The organism is Methylococcus sp. EFPC2 (assembly GCF_016925495.1).
Taxonomy (GTDB): Bacteria; Pseudomonadota; Gammaproteobacteria; order Methylococcales; family Methylococcaceae; genus EFPC2.
This window is the reverse complement of record NZ_CP070491.1, coordinates 385355-406104: the sequence shown is the minus strand read 5'-3', so window position 1 is coordinate 406104 and position 20750 is coordinate 385355. Positions and strand designations below refer to the sequence as shown.

Genomic DNA, 20750 nt, shown 5'->3' with positions numbered 1-20750 from the left:
CTCTCCCTCTGGGAGAGGGGTTGGGGTGAGGGCACTAGCGCACAAGGCTTCCGGCAGCATTGTTGTACTCGCAAGCAATGCCTCCCTCACCCTGCCCTCTCCCAGAGGGAGAGGGTTCATTTCTTCGACTTTATCCGGCTTGAGCCTGATCGGCGGCCCATGCCGCGCTTAGCCCTGGGTATCGAATACGACGGTTCCGCATTCGCCGGCTGGCAGATCCAGCGCGACCGGCGTAGCGTGCAGGAATGCGTGGAAGCCGCTGTTGGCCAGGTGGCGAACGAGCCGGTGGACGTGGTCTGCGCAGGCCGCACCGATGCGGGTGTGCATGCTTACGAGCAGGTCGCGCACTTCGACACCCAGGCGAAACGCGATCTGCGATCCTGGCTGCTGGGGGTTAACACGGCCTTGCCGGACGACGTACGCATCCTCTGGGTCAAGGAAGTCGAGGCGGACTTCCACGCCCGCTACAGCGCCATCGCCCGCTTCTACCGTTACACGATATTGAACCGGGCGATGAAATCGGCCCTCCAGCGCCGCCAGGTGACCTGGTGCTTCAGGCCGCTAAATGCCGAGAAAATGCACGCAGGCGCCCAGCATCTGATCGGCGACCACGATTTTTCATCCTTCCGCGCCCAGAGCTGTCAGTCCCACAGCCCGCAACGCATCATGCATTTCATCCGGGTCAGCCGCGAAGGTGAATGGGTCCACATCGACCTGTCGGCCAACGCCTTCGTGCATCACATGGTGCGCAACATCGCCGGGGTGTTGATCGATATCGGCTCAGGCAAGCATCCGCCGGACTGGGCGCGGGAGGTGCTGGAAGCCCGCGACCGCGCGCTGGGCGGCGTCACCGCGCCGCCGGACGGGCTTTATCTGGGCGGCGTCTTCTACCCCGAACCGTTCGGCCTACCCAAACATCCCATCTTCGATCTGCTTCCGCCCGATGCGCGGCGCTTCACACCACCCGTGGACGACGGCGGCGAATAGCCGGCATCAATCGAACAAAGACAAGTAGTCGCCGTAACCTTCCGCTTCCAGATCCTCTTTCGGAATGAAGCGCAAGGACGCCGAATTGATGCAGTAGCGCAAACCGGTCGGGCCGGGGCCGTCGCTGAACACATGGCCCAGATGGGAGTCCGCCTGCCCGCTGCGCACCTCCGTGCGAACCATGAAATGGGAGATGTCCTTCTTCTCCACCACTTCCGTGCCCGGCACGGGGCGGGTAAAGCTGGGCCAGCCGGTGCCTGAATCGAACTTATCGCGCGACGAAAACAAAGGCTCGCCGGATACCACGTCGACATACAAACCTTCGCGGTGATTGTCCCAATAAGCGTTCTGGAACGGAGGCTCGGTGCCGCAGGCCTGGGTGACGTGGAACTGCTCGTCGTCCAGGCGTAGACGCAGTTCTTCGGGGCTGGGTTTTACATAAGTGGGTTCGGATTTGGACATGGGAGCTGACTTCGGGTAGATGCGGATTAGGCGGCCGAGATTATCTTAAGCGGGGACACGACGCTATGGCTCACGCTCCTTATTCGACACCGTACGTAGACGTCCGGCCACAACCAGCGGTCGAATTCGGTTAGCCTGGTTTTAACATCGCTCCAGGTAGGCGAGGTTTTCTTGATCACCATCGGTCACCCGTTCTCCGTGGTTTTAGGCAATACCTTAGCGGCAGCCTCCAACATCTTCAGGTTTTGCTCGGCGCCCTCGGCTTCCAGCAGCGTGCGGCGCGCGGTGGCGTATCGGGCGTATGCCTCTTCGGCGCGAGCATCCGCCTGTTTCTTGGAAATGTTACCGGCGTTCGGCAAAACGTTGCGATCATTGAATTTAAGGAAAGCGTCGAGCTTTTCTTCCCAATCTTTCAGGAAGATTTCCTTGCGCCGGCGGGCCTGGTCTTCGGCGAAGTCCAGCCACATCACCACGATGCGGTTGAGCTCGCTGATTTCATGCTCCAGGAAAGATGTTCTCGAACGACAGCTTTGCGGAGGGTCCGCGAACTGGCGGAAAGGCCAATTTCGGACCCCGACGCCTCTGTCCTAAGCGGCAGCAGGGGAATGCGCGCCTGTCATTCGCGTTGGCCCGAGAAACTGACTGCAACCTGTCTTAGATAGTGTCGTCATAAGATAGCGGCCCAAATAGCAATGCAGCGAATCTGCACCGCCGCCAAGAATGAAGCGGTATTTTTGGCATAACGAGTTGCAATACCACGCCAGCGCTTCAGGTGTAGAAAGGCGTTTTCCACCAAATGCCGAAGGCGGTAAAGGTCTTGGTCATACGCGCGAAGTTCGGTGCGATTTTTCTTCGGCGGAATGACAACCGCCATATGGGCAGCTTGTGCTTGGGCGACGATGGCGTCCGTGTCGTAGCCTTTGTCCGCCAGCAGATGCTGGGCATCCAAACCCGCGATCAAGGTTGAAGCCTGCGTACAATCTGCCACGGTACCTGCTGTAACAATGACTCTGAGCGGCATACCATGCGCATCCACGGCCAGATGTATCTTGCTGTTGAGCCCCCTTTTGTGACCCCCATATCCTGGCTGCCCCCTTTGGCGCCCGCCGCATGCGGGTGGACTTTAATGTGGCTGGCATCAATCATCAGCCATTCATAGTCAGGTTCGATCACCAACTGTTCCAACAAGGATTCCCATATGCCTTTATCGCGCCAACGGCAAAAACGGCGATGGGTGTTTTTCCAATCGCCGTAGTCGGGCGGCAAGTCTCGCCACGGCGCGCCAGTGCGCAAAATCCAAAAAACCGCATTGATAAATCGGCGGTTATCGTGCGCTTTACCACCCCAAGCACCTTCTCGCCCCGGCAACCGCGGCTCCAATAATTGCCAGACTCGATCCGATATATCGTGTCGCCGATGCCCTGAATCCGCCATCTTTCCTTTCAAAGAAAATTTGAGATAGAACTATTCTCTCATAATCTTGTGACGACGCTATCTAGTTCTCGCGAATTCTTTATTTTCTCGATGGGATATTCAAATGTGAGAACAGGCCCCGTGGGTGCATGAGGTTGCCGCCATCGACGGGATATTCCGCGTACAACCCGGAGGCCACCGGCTTGTTGCCAAAACTACATCAATTCCCTTCCGATGGCCGAAATGACTATTCATGCTACCTCCCTGATCAATTGGACTCGTTGACAAGGCCCCACCACGGGCGCATCCTCTGCTCCCAGAAAACCGCTGAACCCATTGAAATTCCTATCCTTTTTCTCGATTATCCCCGGTTCTAGGTTGATCGAACCAATACCGGCAACCATCAGAGGAGCCGACCATGGATGAAAAAAACAAATCGGAATCGGATGAGACGATGAAATCCGTCATCGGCCAGGATCTGACCGGAACAGGAGCACCATTCCTGTTGCTGGGTTTGTTGTGGAGCGCCGTCAGCATTGCCCTGACAGCCTTTGGACTGGTCAACGGCAAACGCGACGAGATCGTGGCATTGATCGAAAAATGCGGTAGATGCCCGGATAAGATCATAGGCCCCGAGTCACTCTATTTTTCCAATTTACTTCCGCTTTCTTTCGGCGTATGCCTGATTTACGGGATTTTGTCCTACGCCATGTGGAGCATACGATCGTCTTCCAAGGTGAGGACAAGGGTGAAGAGAACCACGGCGGTGATCGTGATGTTACCGCTTTACTGCTGCCTAGCGTTCGCCTTCGGTGCCGTGTTTGACGCAATCATAATTTTCACCCACTTATGAGCAGGCAGGTCGATTCCACCGGGTGGTGTTCGATGGCTAACCGTGTTGCCTGCATGGCCGGCTTGCTGATCGTTTGCGGAATGTTTCTGTCGGGTTGCGCGGTACTCGACCAGAGTATCCCCGCATGGCAATCGTTTGCCAAGGGAACCCGACCCGCTACGCAAGATATAAAACTATATGCTGAGAAATCAGGGAAAGGTGAGCCCATACTGTTTATCCATGGTTTCGGCAACGATACGTATACTTGGCGCCATATCGTCCCGGCATTGGCCGATAATCACCGCACCATCGCCCTAGACCTCAAGGGTTTCGGTTACTCACCGAAACCAGCCGATCACCGCTATTCCATCTATGAGCAGGCACGTCTCGTCCGAGACTATATCGTTGCCAACGACCTTCACAACGTGACGCTGATCGGCCATTCCTATGGAGGCGGTGTTGCCCTCGTCGCATCAATATTTCTTGCCCAAGAGTCTCCTCCACGCCAGGCCGCATTGGTGCTCATCGATAGCATTGCCTATGAACAGGAGCTGCCCTCTTTCATCAAATTGTTAGCAACGCCTTTGCTAGGCCCCTTGCTGATAAACCTCATACCGGCAGAGACGCAGGTTCGGGACGTAATGAAAGAGGTATTTTACCATGACGAGGTCATTCCAGATGATGCCGTGGCAGCCTATGCCCATGGCCTATTTACCGGGAATGGTCGCTGTGCAACGCTGACCACTGCCCGGCAGATTCTTCCTAAGGATCTGCCGTCATTGGCGGAACAATACGGCACAATTCGTGTGCCGACCCTAATCGTGTGGGGCCGCTATGACGAGATCGTCCCGATAACGAATGCCAATCGATTGAACTCCGCCATCGCTGGCTCTCGGCTTGCGTTGATTGACAACAGCGGTCATGCCCCTCAGGAAGAGCAACCGGCGCTCCTCCTGCCGCTAGTGAAAGCTTTCCTCAGACAGGTGTACCAGCAGAGCAACTGAAGGGAGAAAAACGGGGCTAGTCGTATCGCCCGCCCTGGTTCCGCTACCGCAAGCATCGGCATCGCTATCACGGCGTGTTGACGCCCGATTCGCTTCTGCGTCCGGCGGGGTTAAATGGTAAATGGGGTCAATGGCTAGAGGATTATCTGAGACGATTTATCGCGTTCGTTCAGGCACTATTCGCTATCCAACCCGACGATTAACCTCGAATCGTTGAGCTCACGCCGATTGGCCGCTGGTACCGACGAAGAGGTTGTTATCATTACGCAATTGTCAGTCAGGTAATGGCCTATTGCGTTGGTTCAAGAACATTTTCCGTTACCTGTCATTCGCGAAAATTGCAAGCCGAGGGCGACCGGCAGCAATGGTCGATCAGTACTCATTCGTGGCAAGGAGACCAGCGGCAGCACTACCTCAAATAGTTGCCCTACATAACGTCGAAGGACGACTCGGAGAAAGCCGTACCCTTGACGAGAAGAGGTCGCTTATTCTTGCGTCAGAAACGCCAGCTTAACGATGCCGGCTTTGTGGGCGACGGCCATGGCTTCGGCGAGACGGCCGTAGGGAACGGCCTTGTCAACCTGAAATTGAACCAGCAGTTCCGGGTCGGCCTGCAGGCGAGTTTGCAGGACCCCGGGCAGGCTTTCCAGTGTGTGCTCCTGATCATCGACGCTGAGCCTACCCCCCGCGTCGATGACCAGGACGGCGAGATGCTGGTCCGGCGCCGGATCGGTCTTTTCGGTCTTGGGCAGGTCGACTTTGACGGCCTGGGTGAGCAAGGGCGCGGTGACGATGAATACCACCAGCAGCACCAGCATCACGTCGACCAGAGGCGTGACGTTGATCTCGCTCATGGCCTGGCGGTTGGACGACTCGGGTTTAAAGGCCATTTCAGCTCTCCTCGTGGGTTTTCAAGCCGGATTTGACGGCCAGATTGAGGAAGTCGGTGGCGAAGTATTCCAACTCGGCCTCGCACAGATTGATGCGACGCAGGAAGAAGTTATAAGCCAGCACCGCCGGTATAGCGGCGGCAATGCCGATGGCCGTGGCGATCAAGGCCTCGCCGATGGGGCCGGCCACCACGTCGAGGCTGGCGGACTTGGCTTTGCTGATGTCTTCCAGGGCATGCATGATGCCCCAGACGGTGCCGAACAAGCCGACGAAAGGCGAAGTGCTGCCGACACTGGCCAGCATGGACAAGCCCTGCTCCAGGACCTTGCGCTCCTTGCTGATCTGCTGGCGCAGGGAGCGCTCCAGGATGGATTGAATATCGCCGCTCAATTCCAACTTGCGCGTCGCCTTGTTTTGCACATCACTCAGGACGTGGAACCCTGCGCCCGCGATGCGCCCCAGGGCGCTGTCCGACTGTTCCAGGCTGCCTGCCGCGACCAGGTCGGCCGCATCCCAGAATTCACGGCCGTATTCCCTGTTGCGCTGTCCGATGCGCCACAACACCCAGAGTTTGTAAAAAATGATGCCCCAGGTGACCACCGAAAAACCGATCAACACCCAGAGGGTGATCTGCACGATACCGGAACTCGACAATGCATTCATGGAATTAACCTTGCGTCGTTAATGTTTGAGTTTGTATTCGATCGGCACGATCACCCAACTGATCACCGCCTGATCGCCCCGGCGGGCAGGAATGAAACGCCAACTTTTTACCTGCTCTATCGTGGCCTCGTCGAGTATTTCGTGCCCGCTGCTGCGTTCGACGCGTATCTCGCCCGCCGTCCCGTCGGTCAGCACCTGAACCTTGAGCTGTACGCTGCCTTCCCACTGCCGTTCCAAGGCGATACGCGGATAACGCGTGGGCGGATTATGCAGACCCGGGCCCTTGTAACTCGCTTCGACATACGGGGCGGGAGGTGGGGCGGCGGGTTTGGGCGGGGCTTCGGGCGCCGAAACGACGGGCGCGGACGGCGCCTCGGCCTCGCTGTGCTGAGGTGAGATGGGCGGCGGCTCCGGCCTGGCAACCGGCTTGGCCTTGGGCTTCGGCTTGGGAGGCGCCGGTCTCTTCGGCGGCGGCGGTTCAGGCTGGGGCTTGGGCGGCGACTGGACCTGAGTTTGGGACGCCGGTTCGACGGCCGGTGCCTTCTCCGTCATCAGCGCCACTTCGATCACCTGAGGCGGTGTTACGACCGGTTCCTCGTCGGGCTGCCGGTTCAACCAAGCCAGCCAGGCCAGACCATGCAGCGCAAGGGACAAACCCACGCCGATCAAGGGCGGCCAGCGCCGGTACGGGGTTTCCGAATTACGTGACGAGAGGCTGGTGAAGTTCGCCGAATGCGACATCAAACGAATTGAAAGTGAAAAACTGGAATTATCGGAGCCTGCCGTCCGACTCGCGTCGTTCATCCGCGCAATGCATCAACAGAGCGCCGAATCCACGGCCGACAAAACTCAGGGTTTTTGTGCGGGCAGGAAACTAGGCTACCATGGCGGCGGTCTCAGACCTGCCTTTAACTACCAAGGAGTCACCATCCATGAGTCAATACCGCGTCATCAGCCGTCCGCAGGCGGGCGTGCTGGAAACCAACAAGGTTTTGCGCAACACCTATGCCCTGCTGGCCATGACCCTGCTTTTCAGCGCCGCTGCCGCCGGCGTGTCCATGAGCCTCGACCTGCCGCATCCCGGCGTGATCATCACCCTGGTCGGCTATTTCGGCCTGCTGTTTCTCACCAATAAATTCAGCCACAGCGCGTGGGGCATCCTGTTCGTGTTCGCGCTGACCGGATTCATGGGCCTGACCCTTGGTCCCATACTGAACCTGTATCTCAAGCATTACGCCAACGGCGGCCAATTGGTGGCCACCGCACTGGGCGGCACCGGGCTGATCTTCGTCGGACTTTCCCTGTACGCCCTGGCCAGCCGCAAAGACTTCAGCTTCATGGGCGGCATGCTGATGGCCGGCATCCTGGTGGCCTTCATCGCCGGGCTGATCGGACTGTTCGTGCCCATGCCGGGGCTGCAGATCGCCGTTTCCGCCATGTTCATCCTGCTGATGTCCGGCATGATACTCTGGCAGACCAGCGAAATCGTGCACGGAGGGGAAAACAACTATATCCTCGCGACCGTGTCCCTGTATGTCGCGATCTTCAACCTGTTCACCAGCCTGTTGCAGATCCTGGGCATCTTCAGCAACGACGACTGAGTTACATCGGACCGGGCCACGAGCCCGGTCCGCCATTCCGGCAATAAAAAACCCCGACCCGCGTTCCCGCCGGCCGGGGTTTTTTCGGACCCGAATCAGCCTTCGGCGCTCTCCGCGTCCACGGCCTTCATGCTCAGACGCACGCGGCCCTGGCGGTCGATCTCCAATACCTTCACCCGAACCACGTCGCCTTCGGCCAACTGGTCGCTGACTTTCTCCACGTGTTGATCGGAGATCTGCGAAATATGCACCAGACCGTCCTTGCCGGGCAGGATGGTGACGAACGCGCCGAAGTCCATGAGGCGGGCGACCTTGCCTTCGTAAACCCGGCCGACCTCGACCTCCGCGGTGATCAACTCGATGCGGCGACGGGCCTCGACACCAGCCTGCTTGTCGACGGAAGCGACCTTGATCACACCATCGTCGGTGATGTCGATGGTGGCGCCGGTTTCCTCGGTGATGGCGCGTATGGTCGCGCCGCCCTTGCCGATGACCTCGCGGATCTTGCTGGGATCGATAGTGAAACTCACGATGCGCGGTGCGTAGTCCGACATATCCTGGCGCGGAGTCGACAAAGCCTCATCCATCTTGTCCAGGATGTGCAAGCGCCCTTCCTGCGCCTGCTGCAGGGCCACCTTCATGATTTCCGGCGTGATGCCGTCGATCTTGATGTCCATCTGCAGGGCGGTGACGCCGTCGCGGGTTCCGGCGACCTTGAAGTCCATGTCGCCCAGGTGGTCCTCGTCGCCCATGATGTCGGACAACACGGCAAACTTGTCGCCTTCCTTGATGAGCCCCATCGCGATGCCCGCCACCGGCGCCTTGGTCGGCACGCCGGCATCCATCAGGGCCAGGCTGGAGCCGCACACCGACGCCATGGAACTGGAACCGTTGGATTCGGTGATCTCGGACACCACGCGGACGACATAGGGGAACTCTTCCTGGGTAGGCAGGATAGCCTGCACGCCGCGCTTGGCCAGACGGCCGTGGCCGATCTCGCGTCGCTTGGGCGAACCTATCATGCCGACCTCGCCCACGCAGTACGGGGGGAAGTTGTAGTGCAGCATGAAGGTATCCTTGTATTCGCCGTCGATCGCATCGATCAACTGCGCGTCGCGACCGGTGCCCAGGGTGGCGACCACCAGGGCCTGGGTTTCGCCGCGGGTGAACAGCGCCGAACCGTGGGTGCGGGGCAATACGCCGGTGCGTATGCTGATGGGGCGCACGGTCTTCAAGTCGCGGCCGTCGATGCGCTTGCCCTCGTCGAGGATGTTGCTGCGCACGGCCTCGTACTCCAACTGCTCCAGGGTCGCCTTGATGTCTTTTTCGGCATAGGCGGCGTCGGCGCTCAGGGCCGCCACGGCGGAGGCGCGGATTTCCTTGAGGGTCTGCTGACGCACCTGCTTCTCGGCGATGAGATAAGCCTGAGCGATGCGCGCGCCGGCGATTTCCGCAACCGCCGACTTGAGTACCTGATTCTCCCCGGCAGGCGTCCAGTCCCAAGGCTGCACGCCGAACTCCTGAGCCAATTCGTGGATCGCCTTGATACCGGCCTGCAACTGCTCATGACCGAACAGCACGGCGCCCAGCATGACGTCTTCCGGCAGCCGCTTGGCTTCCGATTCGACCATCAACACGGCCTTCTCGGTGCCGGCGACGACCAGATCCAATTCCGAAGTCGCCAGTTCGCTCTTGCCGGGATTGAGCAGATACTGACCGTCGCAGTAACCCACCCGCGCGGCGCCGATAGGGCCTTTGAAAGGCATGCCCGAAAGCGTCAGCGCGGCGGAAGCGCCCAGCATGGCCGGGATGTCCGGATCGATCTCAGGATTGAGCGAGACCACGGTAGCCACGACCTGGACTTCGTTGGTGAATCCTTCCGGGAACAGGGGGCGAACCGGGCGGTCGATCAAGCGGGCCGTCAGGGTCTCCTTCTCGCTGGGGCGCCCCTCGCGCTTGAAGAACCCGCCGGGGATACGCCCTGCGGCATAGGTCTTTTCCTGATAATTGACCGTCAAGGGGAAAAAATCGCCTTCCCGGGTAATTTCCTTGAGACCGACCGCGGTCACCAGCACGACGGTGCCGCCCATGTCTACCAGAACGGCGGCATCGGCCTGACGGGCGATTTCGCCGGTTTCGAAAGAGACGAGATGATCGCCGTAGTGAAATGTTTTCCGAATCGGATTCACGATTTTTTCCTTGAGATCAAGACGATTGGGTTGGACCGCAGAGCGGTATTACTTGCGCAGGCCCAGACGCTCGATCAGGCTGCGGTAGCGGTCGCCGTCCTTGCCCTTCAGGTAGTCCAGCAGTTTGCGGCGCTGGTTGACCAGACGCAGCAGACCACGGCGGGAGTGATGGTCTTTCTTGTGCTCGGAAAAATGCGGGGTGAGATGATTGATGCGGGCGGTCAACAGGGCTACCTGGACTTCCGGGGAACCGGTATCGGTCGGAGAAAGCTGGTATTGCTTGACGACGGCTTGTTTATCTTCGGTGGTGTAAGGCATTAGTTGTGAGCTCCTGGGTAAAATCGATCAATGACAAACGGAAATTTTAACGTCCTACATGGACTTGAAACAAGGCGGCAGGCGTCAGCCGGCCGAAACCAAACTCGCCGCATCCATCCTCGTTGCAATCGGATCGACGAAAAGCCGGCGCGGAGCGACCAATCCTTCGTCGTTGACTTCTCCCATCCCCAAGAATCCAAGCTCGCGCGAATATAAGCGCAAGGGGCTATCGGTCGGGGCTTTGGGCGCCAGCACGGCCTGGCCGTGGCGTATGAAATGGGTTTGCGACTCGCCCAGCCACACCGCCGGCAAGCCTTCCACGGCGCTGTCGGCCGGCAGCAGCAAGTCCAGACGCTGTTGCTCGGTAAGCGCTTCGAGGTCCGCGAGCGTATGGGCCCGAGCCACGTCGAAACACCCTACCGCCGTGCGGCGCAGTCGCTCGACATGCGCGCCGCAGCCGAGCATGTTGCCGATGTCCTCGGCCAGACTCCGGATATAAGTGCCCTTGGAACAATGGACTTCGAGCTCCAGGCTGTCCGGGCCGAAGGCGAGCAGTTCAAGCGAATAAATGCTGACGGAGCGCGCCGCACGCTCGACTTCGACACCTTGCCGCGCCAGTTCGTACAGCCTGCGCCCCTGATGCTTGAGCGCCGAATACATGGGCGGAAACTGCTCGATATCGCCGCGAAAACCTGCCAGGACTGATTCGATATCGCTCTCGGAGAAGTGCGGCACTGGCTTGACTTCCAGCGTTTCACCTTCGCTATCCGCCGTGGTGGTGGTTCGCCCCAGACGCACGGTCGTAACGTAGCGCTTGTCGTCGTCGAGCAGATAAGCCGAAAGCTTGGTGGCCTCACCCAAACAGACCGGCAGCAATCCGGTCGCCAGGGGATCGAGACTGCCGGTATGGCCGGCCTTGCGCGCCTGGTACAGCCGCCTGGCCTTCTGCAAAGCCAGGTTGGAGCTCATGCCCGGACTCTTGTCCAGCAGCAACACGCCATCGATGGGCAAACCCTTATGCCGTCGGCTCATTCCGCCTCATCCGCCTTGTCGCCTTCGTGACTCAGGCCTGCGAGCAGGGCATCCATGCGCTGACCGCGCACGATGGATTCGTCATGCACGAAACGCAATTCGGGCAGGACGCGCAAGCGCATGCGTTTGCCTAAGGCGTGCCGCAACATGGGCACCGCCTCGTTCAGCCGTTTGATGCAGGCCTTGGGTTCCAACTTCGCGCCGAGGAAACTCACGTAAGCCTTGGCCAGGGAAAGATCGCGAGTCGCCTCCACATCGCTGACCGTGACCATGCCCAACTCGCCGTCCCTCACCTCGGTGCGCAGCAGATCGGCCAACTCCCGCTGAATCTGGGCGGCCACCCGGTCGCTGCGGGTAAACTCTCTCGGCATGGTTCAAGCCCTCCCGCGGGAAAAGATAGAAAGGATCAACGTGGCACCAGTACCTTTTCGAACACTTCGATCTGATCGCCGGCCCTGACATCGTTGTAGTTCTTGACGCCGATACCGCACTCCATGCCGGACTTGACCTCGCCGACGTCGTCCTTGAAGCGGCGCAGCGATTCGAGCTGGCCCTCATAGATCACCACGTTCTCGCGCAACACGCGGATCGGCAGGTTCCGCTTGACGAAACCTTCGGTGACCATGCAACCGGCGACCGCGCCGAACTTCGGCGAGCGAAACACGTCGCGCACCTCGGCGATGCCGACGATCTGCTCCTTGTATTCCGGCGCCAGCATGCCGTTGATCGACTTCTTAACCTCGTCGATCACCTCGTAGATGATGCTGTAATAGTGCAGATCGACGCCGCGCTCTTCGATCACCTTGCGCGCACCGGTGTCGGCGCGGACATTGAAGCCGATGATGATGGCACCGGAAGTCACCGCCAGATTGGCGTCGGATTCGCTGATGCCGCCCACGCCGCCTGCGACGATCTTCACCTTGACCTTGTCGGTGGACAAATCCACCAACGAAGTCCGCAAGGCCTCCAGACTGCCCTGGACATCGGCCTTCACGACCAGGTTGAGATCCAGGCTTTCTTCGGTTCCCATGCGCGAGAACACGTCCTCCAGCTTGGTCGCCTGTTGCGCCGCCAGTTTGGTAGTACGGGTTTTCTCTTCGCGGTGCAGGGCGATTTCACGCGCCTTGCGTTCGTCGGTCACGACGATGAACTCGTCGCCGGCGTTGGGCGCGGCGGAAAGTCCCAGGATCTCCACCGGCATGGACGGACCCGCTTCTTTCAGCGGCTTGCCGTTTTCGTTGAACATCGCACGAATACGGCCGAATTCCTGGCCGCAGAGTATGAAATCGCCTTTGCGCAACACACCCTTTTGCACCAGGATGTCGGCCACGGCGCCGCGGCCCTTGTCGAGTTTGGATTCCAGAACCACGCCGTTGGCGGGCACCGCCACCGGAGACTTCAGCTCCAGCACTTCGGCCTGCAACAGGATGGCGTCGAGCAGCGAATCGATGCCTTCGCCGGTCTTCGCGGACACATTGATGAACTGGGTGTCGCCACCCCATTCTTCCGGTACCACGCTCAACACCACCAACTCCTGCTTGACCCGGTCGGGATCCGCCTGCGGCTTATCGATCTTGTTGACCGCCACCACGATGGGCACGCCGGCGGCGCGCGAATGATCGACCGCCTCGCGGGTCTGCGGCATTACGCCGTCATCGGCCGCCACCACCAGCACCACGATGTCGGTCACCTTGGCGCCGCGTGCGCGCATCGCCGTGAAGGCAGCATGGCCCGGAGTATCCAGGAAGGTGACGGCACCATGGTCGGTCTTCACCTGATAGGCGCCGATATGCTGGGTAATGCCACCGGCCTCGCCGGCTGCGACCTTGCTCTTGCGGATATGGTCGAGCAGTGAGGTCTTGCCATGGTCGACGTGGCCCATGATGGTGACCACCGGGGCGCGTGGCAACTGCTCGGCAGATTGTTCCTCCGCCATGCTGGCGATGATTTCGGCCTCCAGATTGTCTTCGGCCTGGGCGATGGCCTTATGCCCCATTTCCTCGACGATCAGCATCGCGGTGTCCTGATCGAGCGTTTGATTGATGGTGGCCATGACGCCGTTTCTCATCAGCTGTTTGATGACCTCGCCCGCCTTGACCGACATGCGCTGGGCCAAATCGGATACGGTGATGGCCTCGGGCACCTGAACCTCGTAAACGATAGGCGCGGTAGGCCTTTCAAAACCGTGCCGCTGCTCGGGCATGACCACCGGGCCGCGCGCCTTGGCTTTCTTGCCTTTGCCGCGCCGCAGATCATCCAACTCGAGCACTTCGCGCCCTTCCTCGCGACGCCCGCCTTTTTCGGCGGGGCCGGCCTTTTTCTTGGCGCGACGGGCATCGGCTTCAGAAACCGGCGCAGCCGGACCCGGACGTACCGGCGCTGGGCGGCTGGGTGCCACCGGCGGCCGTGGGCGCGGGGGCTCCGTTCGTTGGGCGGGCGGAACTATGGGCTTTTCGACCGGTTTGGCTTCGGGTTGAGCCGCGACCGGCGGCACCGCGCTTGCGACCGCGGGAGCCTCGACCTTGATGGCGGTTTCCTGCTCAAGCGCCTTCAGACGTTCGGCACGCTCGATTTCCTCTTGCCGTTTACGGGCCTCCTCCTCGGCTTGCTTCTGGGCCGCTTCCTCGCGTTGTTGGGCGCGCAAGGCTTCCTGAGCCTCCTGCTCGTGTTGCTGCGCTTCCAGGGCCAACCGGGCTTGTTCGGCCTCGGCCAGACGCTCGCTGGACTCGGGCAGTTCGCTGCGCTTCACGTAGGTGCGTTTCTTGCGCACTTCCACGGTGACCGCTTTGGTAGCGGTCTTGCTACCTGCGACCTTGCCCTGCTTGAGTTCGCTTACCGTGCGACGCTGCAGAGTGACCTTCTTAGGCTCTGCGCCCTCGATCTGTTCCTTGCCATGACTCTGGCGCAGATGGCTCAACAACTTGAGCTTCTCGGCATCGGTCAACACATCCTCGGCACCGCTGACCGACAAACCCGCCTCGGCCAACTGTGTCAACAGTCGATCCAGAGGAATCCCCACCACTTCGGCCAATTGCCGTACTGTCACGTCACTCATTTCTATCGCCCCTGCACTCGTTTATTCCCTAGCCTTCCGCAAACCAGGACTCGCGCGCCTTCATGATGAGGCGCGCGGCTTTGTCTTCATCCATGCCTTCCACTTCCATCAATTCGTCGACCGATTGTTCCGCCAGATCGTCCAGTGTACGCACACCTTTGGCCGCCAGCTTGTATGCCAACTCTCGATCCATGCCGTCCATATCCAGCAGATCCTGGGTCGGCTCGGCATCCTCCAGTTTTTCCTCGGTAGCGATGGCCTTGATCAGCAGGGCATCGCGTGCGCGGTTGCGCAATTCGTCGACCAAATCCTCGTCGAATTCGTCGACTTCGATCAGCTCCTTGGCCGGCACATAGGCCAATTCTTCGACGCTGGAGAAACCTTCGCGCACCAGGATGGCGGCGATGTCCTCGTCCACGCCCAGCTGCTGCATGAAGCTTTCGAGCAGGTTACGCGCCTCCTGTTCATTTTTCTCCTCGGCCTGGGTTGCGCTCATCACGTTCAGGACCCAGCCGGTCAACTCGGACGCCAGGCGCACGTTCTGACCGCCGCGCCCGATGGCCTGCGACAGGTTTTCGTCCGTTACCGCCACGTCCATGCTGTGCTTGTCTTCGTCCACCACGATGGAAACGATTTCGGCGGGCGACATGGCGTTGATGACGAACTGGGCTTCGTTTTCGTTCCACAGGATGATATCGACCCGTTCGCCGGCCAGCTCGTTCGATACCGCCTGCACGCGCGAACCGCGCATGCCGACACAAGCCCCAACCGGGTCAAGCCGGGGATCGTGGCTGCGCACCGCGATCTTCGCCCGCACGCCGGGATCGCGTGCCGCGCCGATGATTTCGATGAGGTTTTCACTCACCTCGGGCACTTCGAGCTTGAACAGCGCGACGAGCAATTCCGGCGCGGTGCGCGAGACAAACAACTGCGGCCCCCGCGCTTCCGGGCGCACGGCCTTCAGGTATCCGCGCAGGCGATCGCCATTGCGCACCGCCTCACGCGGGATCATCTCCTCTTTGGGGATCAAGGCCTCGGCATTGCCGCCCAGGTCGAGAAAGACATTACCACGCTCGACCCGTTTGACCACGCCGGTCACCAGTTCGCCGACGCGCTCATGATAAGCCTCGACGACCTTGCGCCGCTCGGCTTCGCGCACCTTCTGTACGATCACCTGTTTGGCCGTCTGGGCTGCGATGCGTCCAAACTCGATGGACTCCACCGGCTCCTCCAGGTAACCGCCGACGACGGCCTTGGGATCGCGTTTAAGGGCATCTTCCAGCAAGATCTGGGTATCCGGATCTTCGATCCCGTAGTCGTAATCGTCGTCATGCTCGACCACCAGCCAGCGGCGGTAAGTCTCGTAGTCTCCGGTCTTGCGGTCGATCGCCACCCTCACATCGATGCGGTTGTCGTGCCGCTTGATCGTGGCGGTGCGCAGAGCATCCTCTATGGCGCTGAAAATAACCTCTTTTTCGATCTCCTTTTCGTTGGAAACGACATCCACCACCAGCAAGATTTCTTTATTCGCCATCGCCTGTAATCATCCTTTCTTGAAAGTGTGTTCAAACTCGGGCACCAAGCGCGCCTTGTCTATGCTGTCGAACGGGATCTCGTAGACCAGCCCTTCCTCTTCCAGCACGACCTTGTCGCCATTGATGCCGACCAACCGGGCCTTGAATTTGCGCCTCCCCTCCATCGGACGCAGCAGCTGCACCCGCACTAGCGAACCCAGATATCGCTCGAATTGCGCCGGCTTGAACAGCGGCCGGTCCAAGCCGGGAGACGAAATCTCCAGGTGATACTTGCCGGGTATCGGATCCTCCACGTCGAGCAAGCCGCTGACCTGGTGACTAACCCGGGAGCAATCGTCCACCAAGATGCCTTTTTCGCTATCGATGTATACCCTCAATATGCGCAGACGGGAGTCGAACTCCACGCCCGCCAACTCGTAGCCCAAACCGACCACCACGGGCTCGATCAATCGAGTGAGCCGATCCGGTGTCTTCATGCAAATACCTGATTTTCAGCCATAAAAAATGGGCGCAAGGCCCATGTTATTATTTTTTCGCGTATAAACGAAAAAAGGCCCAAAGGGCCAGATTCCGCTCCGGAAGCCTGAGACTCTCGCGGCACTTAGCGCCACACGCCAACTCCCTGAAACTTTCTGCATCTTATCAAACAATCCCCCGCAATTAAACCCCCATTCGGACTCCGTTAGCATCCGATCCGTCCGGAATCAAGCAAACGCCGCCCGAGCGAGCGCGCAATACCGCCGTGTACGGCCAGAAACCGCAGCTTTTTCGTTGAATTGTCATGAACACGAGGTCTATCATAGAACCCGTCTAAATTTACGGTCGCCGCGAACGACCGAACCGCGGCATATACAGGTGAGCCGGCACGCCTTGCCGGACCGATGGACCACTCATTTTCCCCTGCACCCTCATGATGAAACTGTCACTAACACTCCCGACTTTATTACTGACCTGCGTCTCGGCACTGGCGGTGGAACCTGTGAGCGATGGACCGGCACTACCGGCCGACGCCCCAAGGCAGCCGGTAGCCGGCGGGGCGGTACCGAGCGACTACCAGGTCGGCCCCGGGGACGTGCTCGAAATCTCCGTATGGAAGGAAGAAGGCCTGACCAAGGACGCCCTGGTACGACCCGACGGAGGGCTGACATTCCCGCTGGTCGGCGAAATACATGCCGGCGGGAAAACCGTCGATCAAATCAACCAGGAAATCGTCAAGGGATTGAGCGGCTACCTGTCCGAACCCGCCGTCAGCGTCGCGGTGAAGCTAGCCAACCAAAAATTCTACGTGGTGGGCAAGGTCAATAAACCCGGGGAATTCCCCTCACCCGCCCGCATCGACGTCATGCAAGCCATCTCGATGGCGGGTGGATTGACGCCCTTTGCCGACGATGACGATATCCGCATCCTGCGCCGCGAGGGCGGCCGGGTGGTCAGCTACACATTCGATTACGGTTCCGTCTCCGGCGGGGATGACCTGGATCAAAATATCGTACTTCGCGGCGGCGACGTCGTCGTAGTTCCTTAAAGCCAGACCCTCAGTAGCGAACGTGAAAGGGATGATGTCATGCCGTCCGAGGTCGGGAACTGCGCATGTATTGAAACGAAGATGCGCCCTGGGGGCCGGCGCCTTGAGTCTACTTTTCTTGGGCTGGACCTCGGAGAGTCGGGCCCTGGATGCGGTGCTCGGCGCCGATGTGAATCCGGCCAGCGAGTTCAACACCAACCTCTTCATGTCCAGAAATCAAGCCGTGAACATCGGCAAAGATGTTTGGGGAGAAGGCATAGACGGTGGGCTGGATTTAGTCTTGAGCGACAGCCGCTGGAAAATCAACGCGAACAGCCGCTTTCAAAACCGCTGGTATCAGGACGACAACAATCTCGATTATTTCAATCAGCTGTTTTCGGTAAAGTCCCAGTATTACTTCAGTGAACGCGCAATTCTGGGAATGGATGCGCAGTACAACATGGACAACACCCTGTCCACCGAAAACGTCGCCGACCTGGGATATGTCTTTACCCGCATACCGCGAACTACCCGTTCGATTTCGCCGAACTGGTCGTATGTATTGACCGAAAAATCGCGTCTATCGCTTGCATATACCTATCAGGACACGAACTACGACCAACAAAGGAATTTAAACAATGTGGTCGATTCCGCTGCACATATCGGCTCACTGAACTTGTCTCACCAATGGAACGAAAAACTGCAATTGCTCGGCTCCCTGAATTACACCAGTTATGATCTGTTTGGCAGAGACTTTGAATCGTCTGTCCGCGCTTATCCCTTTCCGTTTCTAAATGGATTTATAGTTACACCGGCTACTGTATTTATCCCAGGCGTCACCACCACAATACGCACAGCCAGTTTCATGGCCGGGTTCAGTTATAACCCCACAGAATCCGTAACCCTGGCTTTCTCTGGGGGTGGGCAGCATAATCAAACGACCAGCCCCGAAAACCGGGAACCGATAACTTCGACAGTTTTTCCCTTTTTGACAGATACCATTAATAGCCGCAGGATCAGCAGTTCGTCATTCTCGGAAATACTCACCGCCAGCGCCCGTAAAAAATTCGAGCGATCAGACATCGGTTTCAATTACAGCCTCAGCCTTAGCCCCAACCTTCAGGGATTATTGACTTCCTATGAGCGTTATAATTTCACTGGAAACTATAAGTTCACTCCACAGCTTTCCAGTTCCCTCAATATCAGCCTGTCGGATCAAACCGGTAGTGCCCAGGCTAGTCGTGAGATATTTTCTGTACGCCCGGGCATCAACTGGCAATGGGATCAAAACTGGGTGCTGAACGCGAGTTATCAATATACTCGCATCGATTTCGCCGCAAGCGGCAATTTAAGCGCTTCATCCCCTGATTCCCACGCTCTTTATCTCAACATTCGATATTTATTCGACAAACACCAATTCTGACGGCAACCGATGGAAGAAAAAGATTTTCAAGACTATATCGCCGCTTTCAAGCGTAACAAGGCGCAGTTCACGCTCATATTCGGTGGCGTCATCGGGTTCAGTTTGTTGATCGCGCTCTTTTGGCCCGCGACCTACCGTTCCAGCGCGACCATACTGATAGAGGAGCAGGAAATCCCCACCGAACTCGTCAAATCGACCATTACCACTTATGCAGCCCAGCGCCTGCAGATGATCAACCAGCGGGTGATGACACGCGCCAACCTGGAAAAGATCATTGAAAAATTTGATCTCTACGCGGACGAGCGCAAGAAAAGCCCGACCGAGGAAGTCATCGAAAAAATGCGCAAGGATCTCGACTTCGAACCCATCAGCGCGGAAGTGATCGACCCCCGGACGGGCCAGCCCTCCAAGGCCACCATTGCCTTTTCGCTGGCTTACGACGGACGCAATCCGGAACTGGTGCAGCAAGTCGCCAACGAAATCACCTCGCTGTACCTGGAAGAAAACCTGAAGTCTCGCACCCAGAAAACCGCGGAAACCTCGGACTTTCTGAGCGAGGAAGCGACGCAGATGAGCGAGTACGTGGCCCAGGTTGAACGCAAGCTGGCGGACTTCAAGGAGCAGCACATACACAATTTGCCGGAACAGAAAGATCTCAACCTGCAGTTCATGGATCGCACCGAACGCGATATCAACGAGGTGGACACGCAGTTGAGATCGCTCGAGGAACGTAAACTTTACCTGGAAGGCCAACTCGCCCAAATTCAGCCCGAAAGCCCCATCGCTTCCTCCACCGGGGAGCGCATCATGAGCTCGGTAGATCGACTGAAGGCTCTGCAAACGGAATACCTCAGCCTGTCCAGCAAATACTCGGACAAGCATCCGGACGTGGTCAAAATGCGCCAGGAAATCGAGGCGCTTACCCGCGAAACCGGTGGCGGGGACTCCAGCGTCGACCAAGTCAAGCAACTCACTCAGCTGAGGGGAGAACTGGCCAGCCTGAGCGACAAATATGCCGCCAATCACCCCGACGTGATCAAGCTGAACAAGCAGATCAAGGCGCTGGAAGACTCGATAGCCCGTCAGGAAACCGGCAGGAAAGCCCGTAAAGTCGCCGCCGCGCAGCCCGACAATCCCGCCTATATCACCCTGCAGGCCCAGCGCGACAGCATCACGCAGGATATCGCGGCATTGGGAAAGAAGCGTCTGGAGCTCAAGGCCAAGTTGGCCGATTACGAGAAGCGCCTGAGCGAAACTCCGGACGTGGAACGTCAATATCTGAGCCTGGTCCGCGACTATGAAAATGCGTCGGCAAAATATCGCGAACTCAAGGCTAAGGAAATGGAAGCCCAAATCGCTCAGCAGCTCGAAAAGAAGAGCAAGGGCGAGCGATTTTCCATCATCGAACCCCCGCTCCTGCCGGAAAAACCGGTCAAGCCCAACCGGCTGGCCATCGCCTTCCTGGGCCTGGTATTGGCCATCGCTTCCGGCAGCGGCTATGTCCTGCTGAGGGAAACGCTGGATAAATCGGTGAGGGGTTTGAAAGGCGTCGTCGCCCTCACCGGCGTTCCCCCGCTTGCCGTCATCCCGCTCTTCGAAACCGATGTTGAAGTGGACGAACAGAAACGCCGCCGATTCGTCGCCATTTTGGTCGGTACGGGGGTGCTTGTAGCCGCCGTCCTCCTCGTTCATCTGCTATGGACGCCGCTGGACGTACTCTGGTTCAGGCTGCTCCGCAAACTGGACGCGTGATCGAAGTCACATACACCTCGTCCCGGCAGGCCCTTTAGGGCGCCGTTAGGCCCCGAGCCCAACCGTCACGCCCCGCAGCAAGAGATTCT

General features: G+C 58.8%; 20 protein-coding genes. 7 read left to right on the top strand and 13 right to left on the bottom strand.

Annotated features, from left to right (window positions below):
- The first annotated feature begins 159 nt into the window (after positions 1-159).
- Positions 160-987, top strand: a complete 828-nt coding sequence (gene truA / locus JWZ97_RS01815) for a tRNA pseudouridine(38-40) synthase TruA (RefSeq protein ID WP_205433041.1) — start codon at positions 160-162, stop codon at positions 985-987.
- 6 nt (positions 988-993) lie between these two features.
- On the opposite strand, the gene msrB is transcribed toward truA, so the two are convergent.
- The 3 genes from msrB to JWZ97_RS01800 all read right to left on the bottom strand — a co-directional run bounded on the left by msrB (position 994) and on the right by JWZ97_RS01800 (position 2883).
- A complete protein-coding gene (gene msrB, locus JWZ97_RS01810) occupies positions 994-1449 on the bottom strand; it encodes a peptide-methionine (R)-S-oxide reductase MsrB (protein ID WP_205433040.1) in 456 nt (151 codons plus the stop codon).
- 185 nt (positions 1450-1634) lie between these two features.
- Entirely contained in the window at positions 1635-1916 is a 282-nt protein-coding gene (gene rhuM / locus JWZ97_RS01805; RefSeq protein ID WP_205433038.1) for a RhuM family protein, read from the bottom strand.
- Between the two features lie 200 nt (positions 1917-2116).
- Positions 2117-2883, bottom strand: a protein-coding gene (locus JWZ97_RS01800; RefSeq protein WP_205434506.1) for an IS5 family transposase whose coding sequence is annotated in 2 segments (ribosomal slippage) — positions 2117-2508 and positions 2508-2883 — 768 coding nt in all. Because the reading frame shifts where the segments join, the coding sequence is not laid out codon by codon here.
- A 397-nt stretch (positions 2884-3280) separates the two neighbouring features.
- Between JWZ97_RS01800 and JWZ97_RS01795 the strand changes: the two genes are divergently transcribed.
- Both JWZ97_RS01795 and JWZ97_RS01790 read left to right on the top strand, forming a co-directional pair.
- On the top strand, positions 3281-3715 hold the full coding sequence (locus tag JWZ97_RS01795) for a hypothetical protein (protein ID WP_205433036.1): 435 nt from the start codon (positions 3281-3283) through the stop codon (positions 3713-3715).
- A gap of 32 nt (positions 3716-3747) precedes the next feature.
- Positions 3748-4698 (top strand): alpha/beta fold hydrolase, encoded by a 951-nt coding sequence (locus JWZ97_RS01790; protein WP_205433035.1) that lies wholly within the window; start codon positions 3748-3750, stop codon positions 4696-4698.
- Between the two features lie 485 nt (positions 4699-5183).
- On the opposite strand, the gene JWZ97_RS01785 is transcribed toward JWZ97_RS01790, so the two are convergent.
- From JWZ97_RS01785 to JWZ97_RS01775, 3 genes are read right to left on the bottom strand one after another with little or no spacing between them, the layout of a single operon-like run.
- Positions 5184-5588, bottom strand: a complete 405-nt coding sequence (locus JWZ97_RS01785; RefSeq protein WP_205433034.1) for a biopolymer transporter ExbD — start codon at positions 5586-5588, stop codon at positions 5184-5186.
- A gap of 1 nt (position 5589) precedes the next feature.
- Entirely contained in the window at positions 5590-6252 is a 663-nt protein-coding gene (locus JWZ97_RS01780; protein ID WP_205433033.1) for a MotA/TolQ/ExbB proton channel family protein, read from the bottom strand.
- A gap of 18 nt (positions 6253-6270) precedes the next feature.
- A complete protein-coding gene (locus tag JWZ97_RS01775; protein WP_205433032.1) occupies positions 6271-6993 on the bottom strand; it encodes an energy transducer TonB in 723 nt (240 codons plus the stop codon).
- Between the two features lie 191 nt (positions 6994-7184).
- Between JWZ97_RS01775 and JWZ97_RS01770 the strand changes: the two genes are divergently transcribed.
- Positions 7185-7853, top strand: a complete 669-nt coding sequence (locus JWZ97_RS01770) for a Bax inhibitor-1/YccA family protein (RefSeq protein ID WP_205433031.1) — start codon at positions 7185-7187, stop codon at positions 7851-7853.
- Between the two features lie 95 nt (positions 7854-7948).
- On the opposite strand, the gene pnp is transcribed toward JWZ97_RS01770, so the two are convergent.
- The 7 genes from pnp to rimP all read right to left on the bottom strand — a co-directional run bounded on the left by pnp (position 7949) and on the right by rimP (position 16458).
- Positions 7949-10042: a polyribonucleotide nucleotidyltransferase gene (pnp, locus tag JWZ97_RS01765; RefSeq protein ID WP_205433030.1), complete on the bottom strand. Its 2094-nt coding sequence runs from the start codon at positions 10040-10042 to the stop codon at positions 7949-7951.
- Positions 10043-10090: 48 nt separating this feature from the next.
- Positions 10091-10360: a 30S ribosomal protein S15 gene (gene rpsO, locus JWZ97_RS01760; protein ID WP_205433028.1), complete on the bottom strand. Its 270-nt coding sequence runs from the start codon at positions 10358-10360 to the stop codon at positions 10091-10093.
- Between the two features lie 84 nt (positions 10361-10444).
- A complete protein-coding gene (truB, locus tag JWZ97_RS01755; protein ID WP_205433020.1) occupies positions 10445-11392 on the bottom strand; it encodes a tRNA pseudouridine(55) synthase TruB in 948 nt (315 codons plus the stop codon).
- The gene (gene rbfA, locus JWZ97_RS01750; RefSeq protein ID WP_205433015.1) at positions 11389-11763 is read right to left on the bottom strand and encodes a 30S ribosome-binding factor RbfA; all 375 of its coding nucleotides are present in this window, start codon (positions 11761-11763) and stop codon (positions 11389-11391) included. Before rbfA ends, truB begins: the two co-directional genes overlap by 4 nt.
- A gap of 35 nt (positions 11764-11798) precedes the next feature.
- A complete protein-coding gene (infB, locus tag JWZ97_RS01745; RefSeq protein WP_205433014.1) occupies positions 11799-14447 on the bottom strand; it encodes a translation initiation factor IF-2 in 2649 nt (882 codons plus the stop codon).
- A gap of 28 nt (positions 14448-14475) precedes the next feature.
- Positions 14476-15981: a transcription termination factor NusA gene (gene nusA / locus JWZ97_RS01740; protein ID WP_205433013.1), complete on the bottom strand. Its 1506-nt coding sequence runs from the start codon at positions 15979-15981 to the stop codon at positions 14476-14478.
- Between the two features lie 9 nt (positions 15982-15990).
- Complete coding sequence (rimP, locus tag JWZ97_RS01735) at positions 15991-16458, bottom strand: ribosome maturation factor RimP (RefSeq protein ID WP_205433011.1); 468 nt, start codon at positions 16456-16458, stop codon at positions 15991-15993.
- Between the two features lie 503 nt (positions 16459-16961).
- Between rimP and JWZ97_RS01730 the strand changes: the two genes are divergently transcribed.
- From JWZ97_RS01730 to JWZ97_RS01720, 3 genes are all read left to right on the top strand, one after another.
- Positions 16962-17507, top strand: coding sequence for a polysaccharide biosynthesis/export family protein (locus JWZ97_RS01730; protein WP_205433009.1), 546 nt, complete (start codon positions 16962-16964; stop codon positions 17505-17507).
- A gap of 103 nt (positions 17508-17610) precedes the next feature.
- Positions 17611-18909 carry a hypothetical protein gene (locus JWZ97_RS01725; RefSeq protein WP_205433008.1) on the top strand — a complete coding sequence of 433 codons (1299 nt, stop codon included), beginning with the start codon at positions 17611-17613 and terminating at the stop codon, positions 18907-18909.
- A 9-nt stretch (positions 18910-18918) separates the two neighbouring features.
- The gene (locus tag JWZ97_RS01720; RefSeq protein WP_205433007.1) at positions 18919-20661 is read left to right on the top strand and encodes a GNVR domain-containing protein; all 1743 of its coding nucleotides are present in this window, start codon (positions 18919-18921) and stop codon (positions 20659-20661) included.
- The last annotated feature ends 89 nt before the right edge of the window (positions 20662-20750 follow it).

Coding starts and splice junctions, on each gene's coding strand:
- rhuM (WP_205433038.1), bottom strand. CDS start 1,916: ATGTGGCTGGACTTCGCCGAAGACCAGGCCCGCCGGCGCAAGGAAATC.
- truB (WP_205433020.1), bottom strand. CDS start 11,392: ATGAGCCGACGGCATAAGGGTTTGCCCATCGATGGCGTGTTGCTGCTG.
- JWZ97_RS01780 (WP_205433033.1), bottom strand. CDS start 6,252: ATGAATGCATTGTCGAGTTCCGGTATCGTGCAGATCACCCTCTGGGTG.
- JWZ97_RS01785 (WP_205433034.1), bottom strand. CDS start 5,588: ATGGCCTTTAAACCCGAGTCGTCCAACCGCCAGGCCATGAGCGAGATC.
- infB (WP_205433014.1), bottom strand. CDS start 14,447: ATGAGTGACGTGACAGTACGGCAATTGGCCGAAGTGGTGGGGATTCCT.
- msrB (WP_205433040.1), bottom strand. CDS start 1,449: ATGTCCAAATCCGAACCCACTTATGTAAAACCCAGCCCCGAAGAACTG.
- JWZ97_RS01790 (WP_205433035.1), top strand. CDS start 3,748: ATGGCTAACCGTGTTGCCTGCATGGCCGGCTTGCTGATCGTTTGCGGA.
- rbfA (WP_205433015.1), bottom strand. CDS start 11,763: ATGCCGAGAGAGTTTACCCGCAGCGACCGGGTGGCCGCCCAGATTCAG.
- truA (WP_205433041.1), top strand. CDS start 160: ATGCCGCGCTTAGCCCTGGGTATCGAATACGACGGTTCCGCATTCGCC.
- nusA (WP_205433013.1), bottom strand. CDS start 15,981: ATGGCGAATAAAGAAATCTTGCTGGTGGTGGATGTCGTTTCCAACGAA.
- rpsO (WP_205433028.1), bottom strand. CDS start 10,360: ATGCCTTACACCACCGAAGATAAACAAGCCGTCGTCAAGCAATACCAG.
- JWZ97_RS01775 (WP_205433032.1), bottom strand. CDS start 6,993: ATGTCGCATTCGGCGAACTTCACCAGCCTCTCGTCACGTAATTCGGAA.
- JWZ97_RS01795 (WP_205433036.1), top strand. CDS start 3,281: ATGGATGAAAAAAACAAATCGGAATCGGATGAGACGATGAAATCCGTC.
- rimP (WP_205433011.1), bottom strand. CDS start 16,458: ATGAAGACACCGGATCGGCTCACTCGATTGATCGAGCCCGTGGTGGTC.
- JWZ97_RS01770 (WP_205433031.1), top strand. CDS start 7,185: ATGAGTCAATACCGCGTCATCAGCCGTCCGCAGGCGGGCGTGCTGGAA.
- JWZ97_RS01720 (WP_205433007.1), top strand. CDS start 18,919: ATGGAAGAAAAAGATTTTCAAGACTATATCGCCGCTTTCAAGCGTAAC.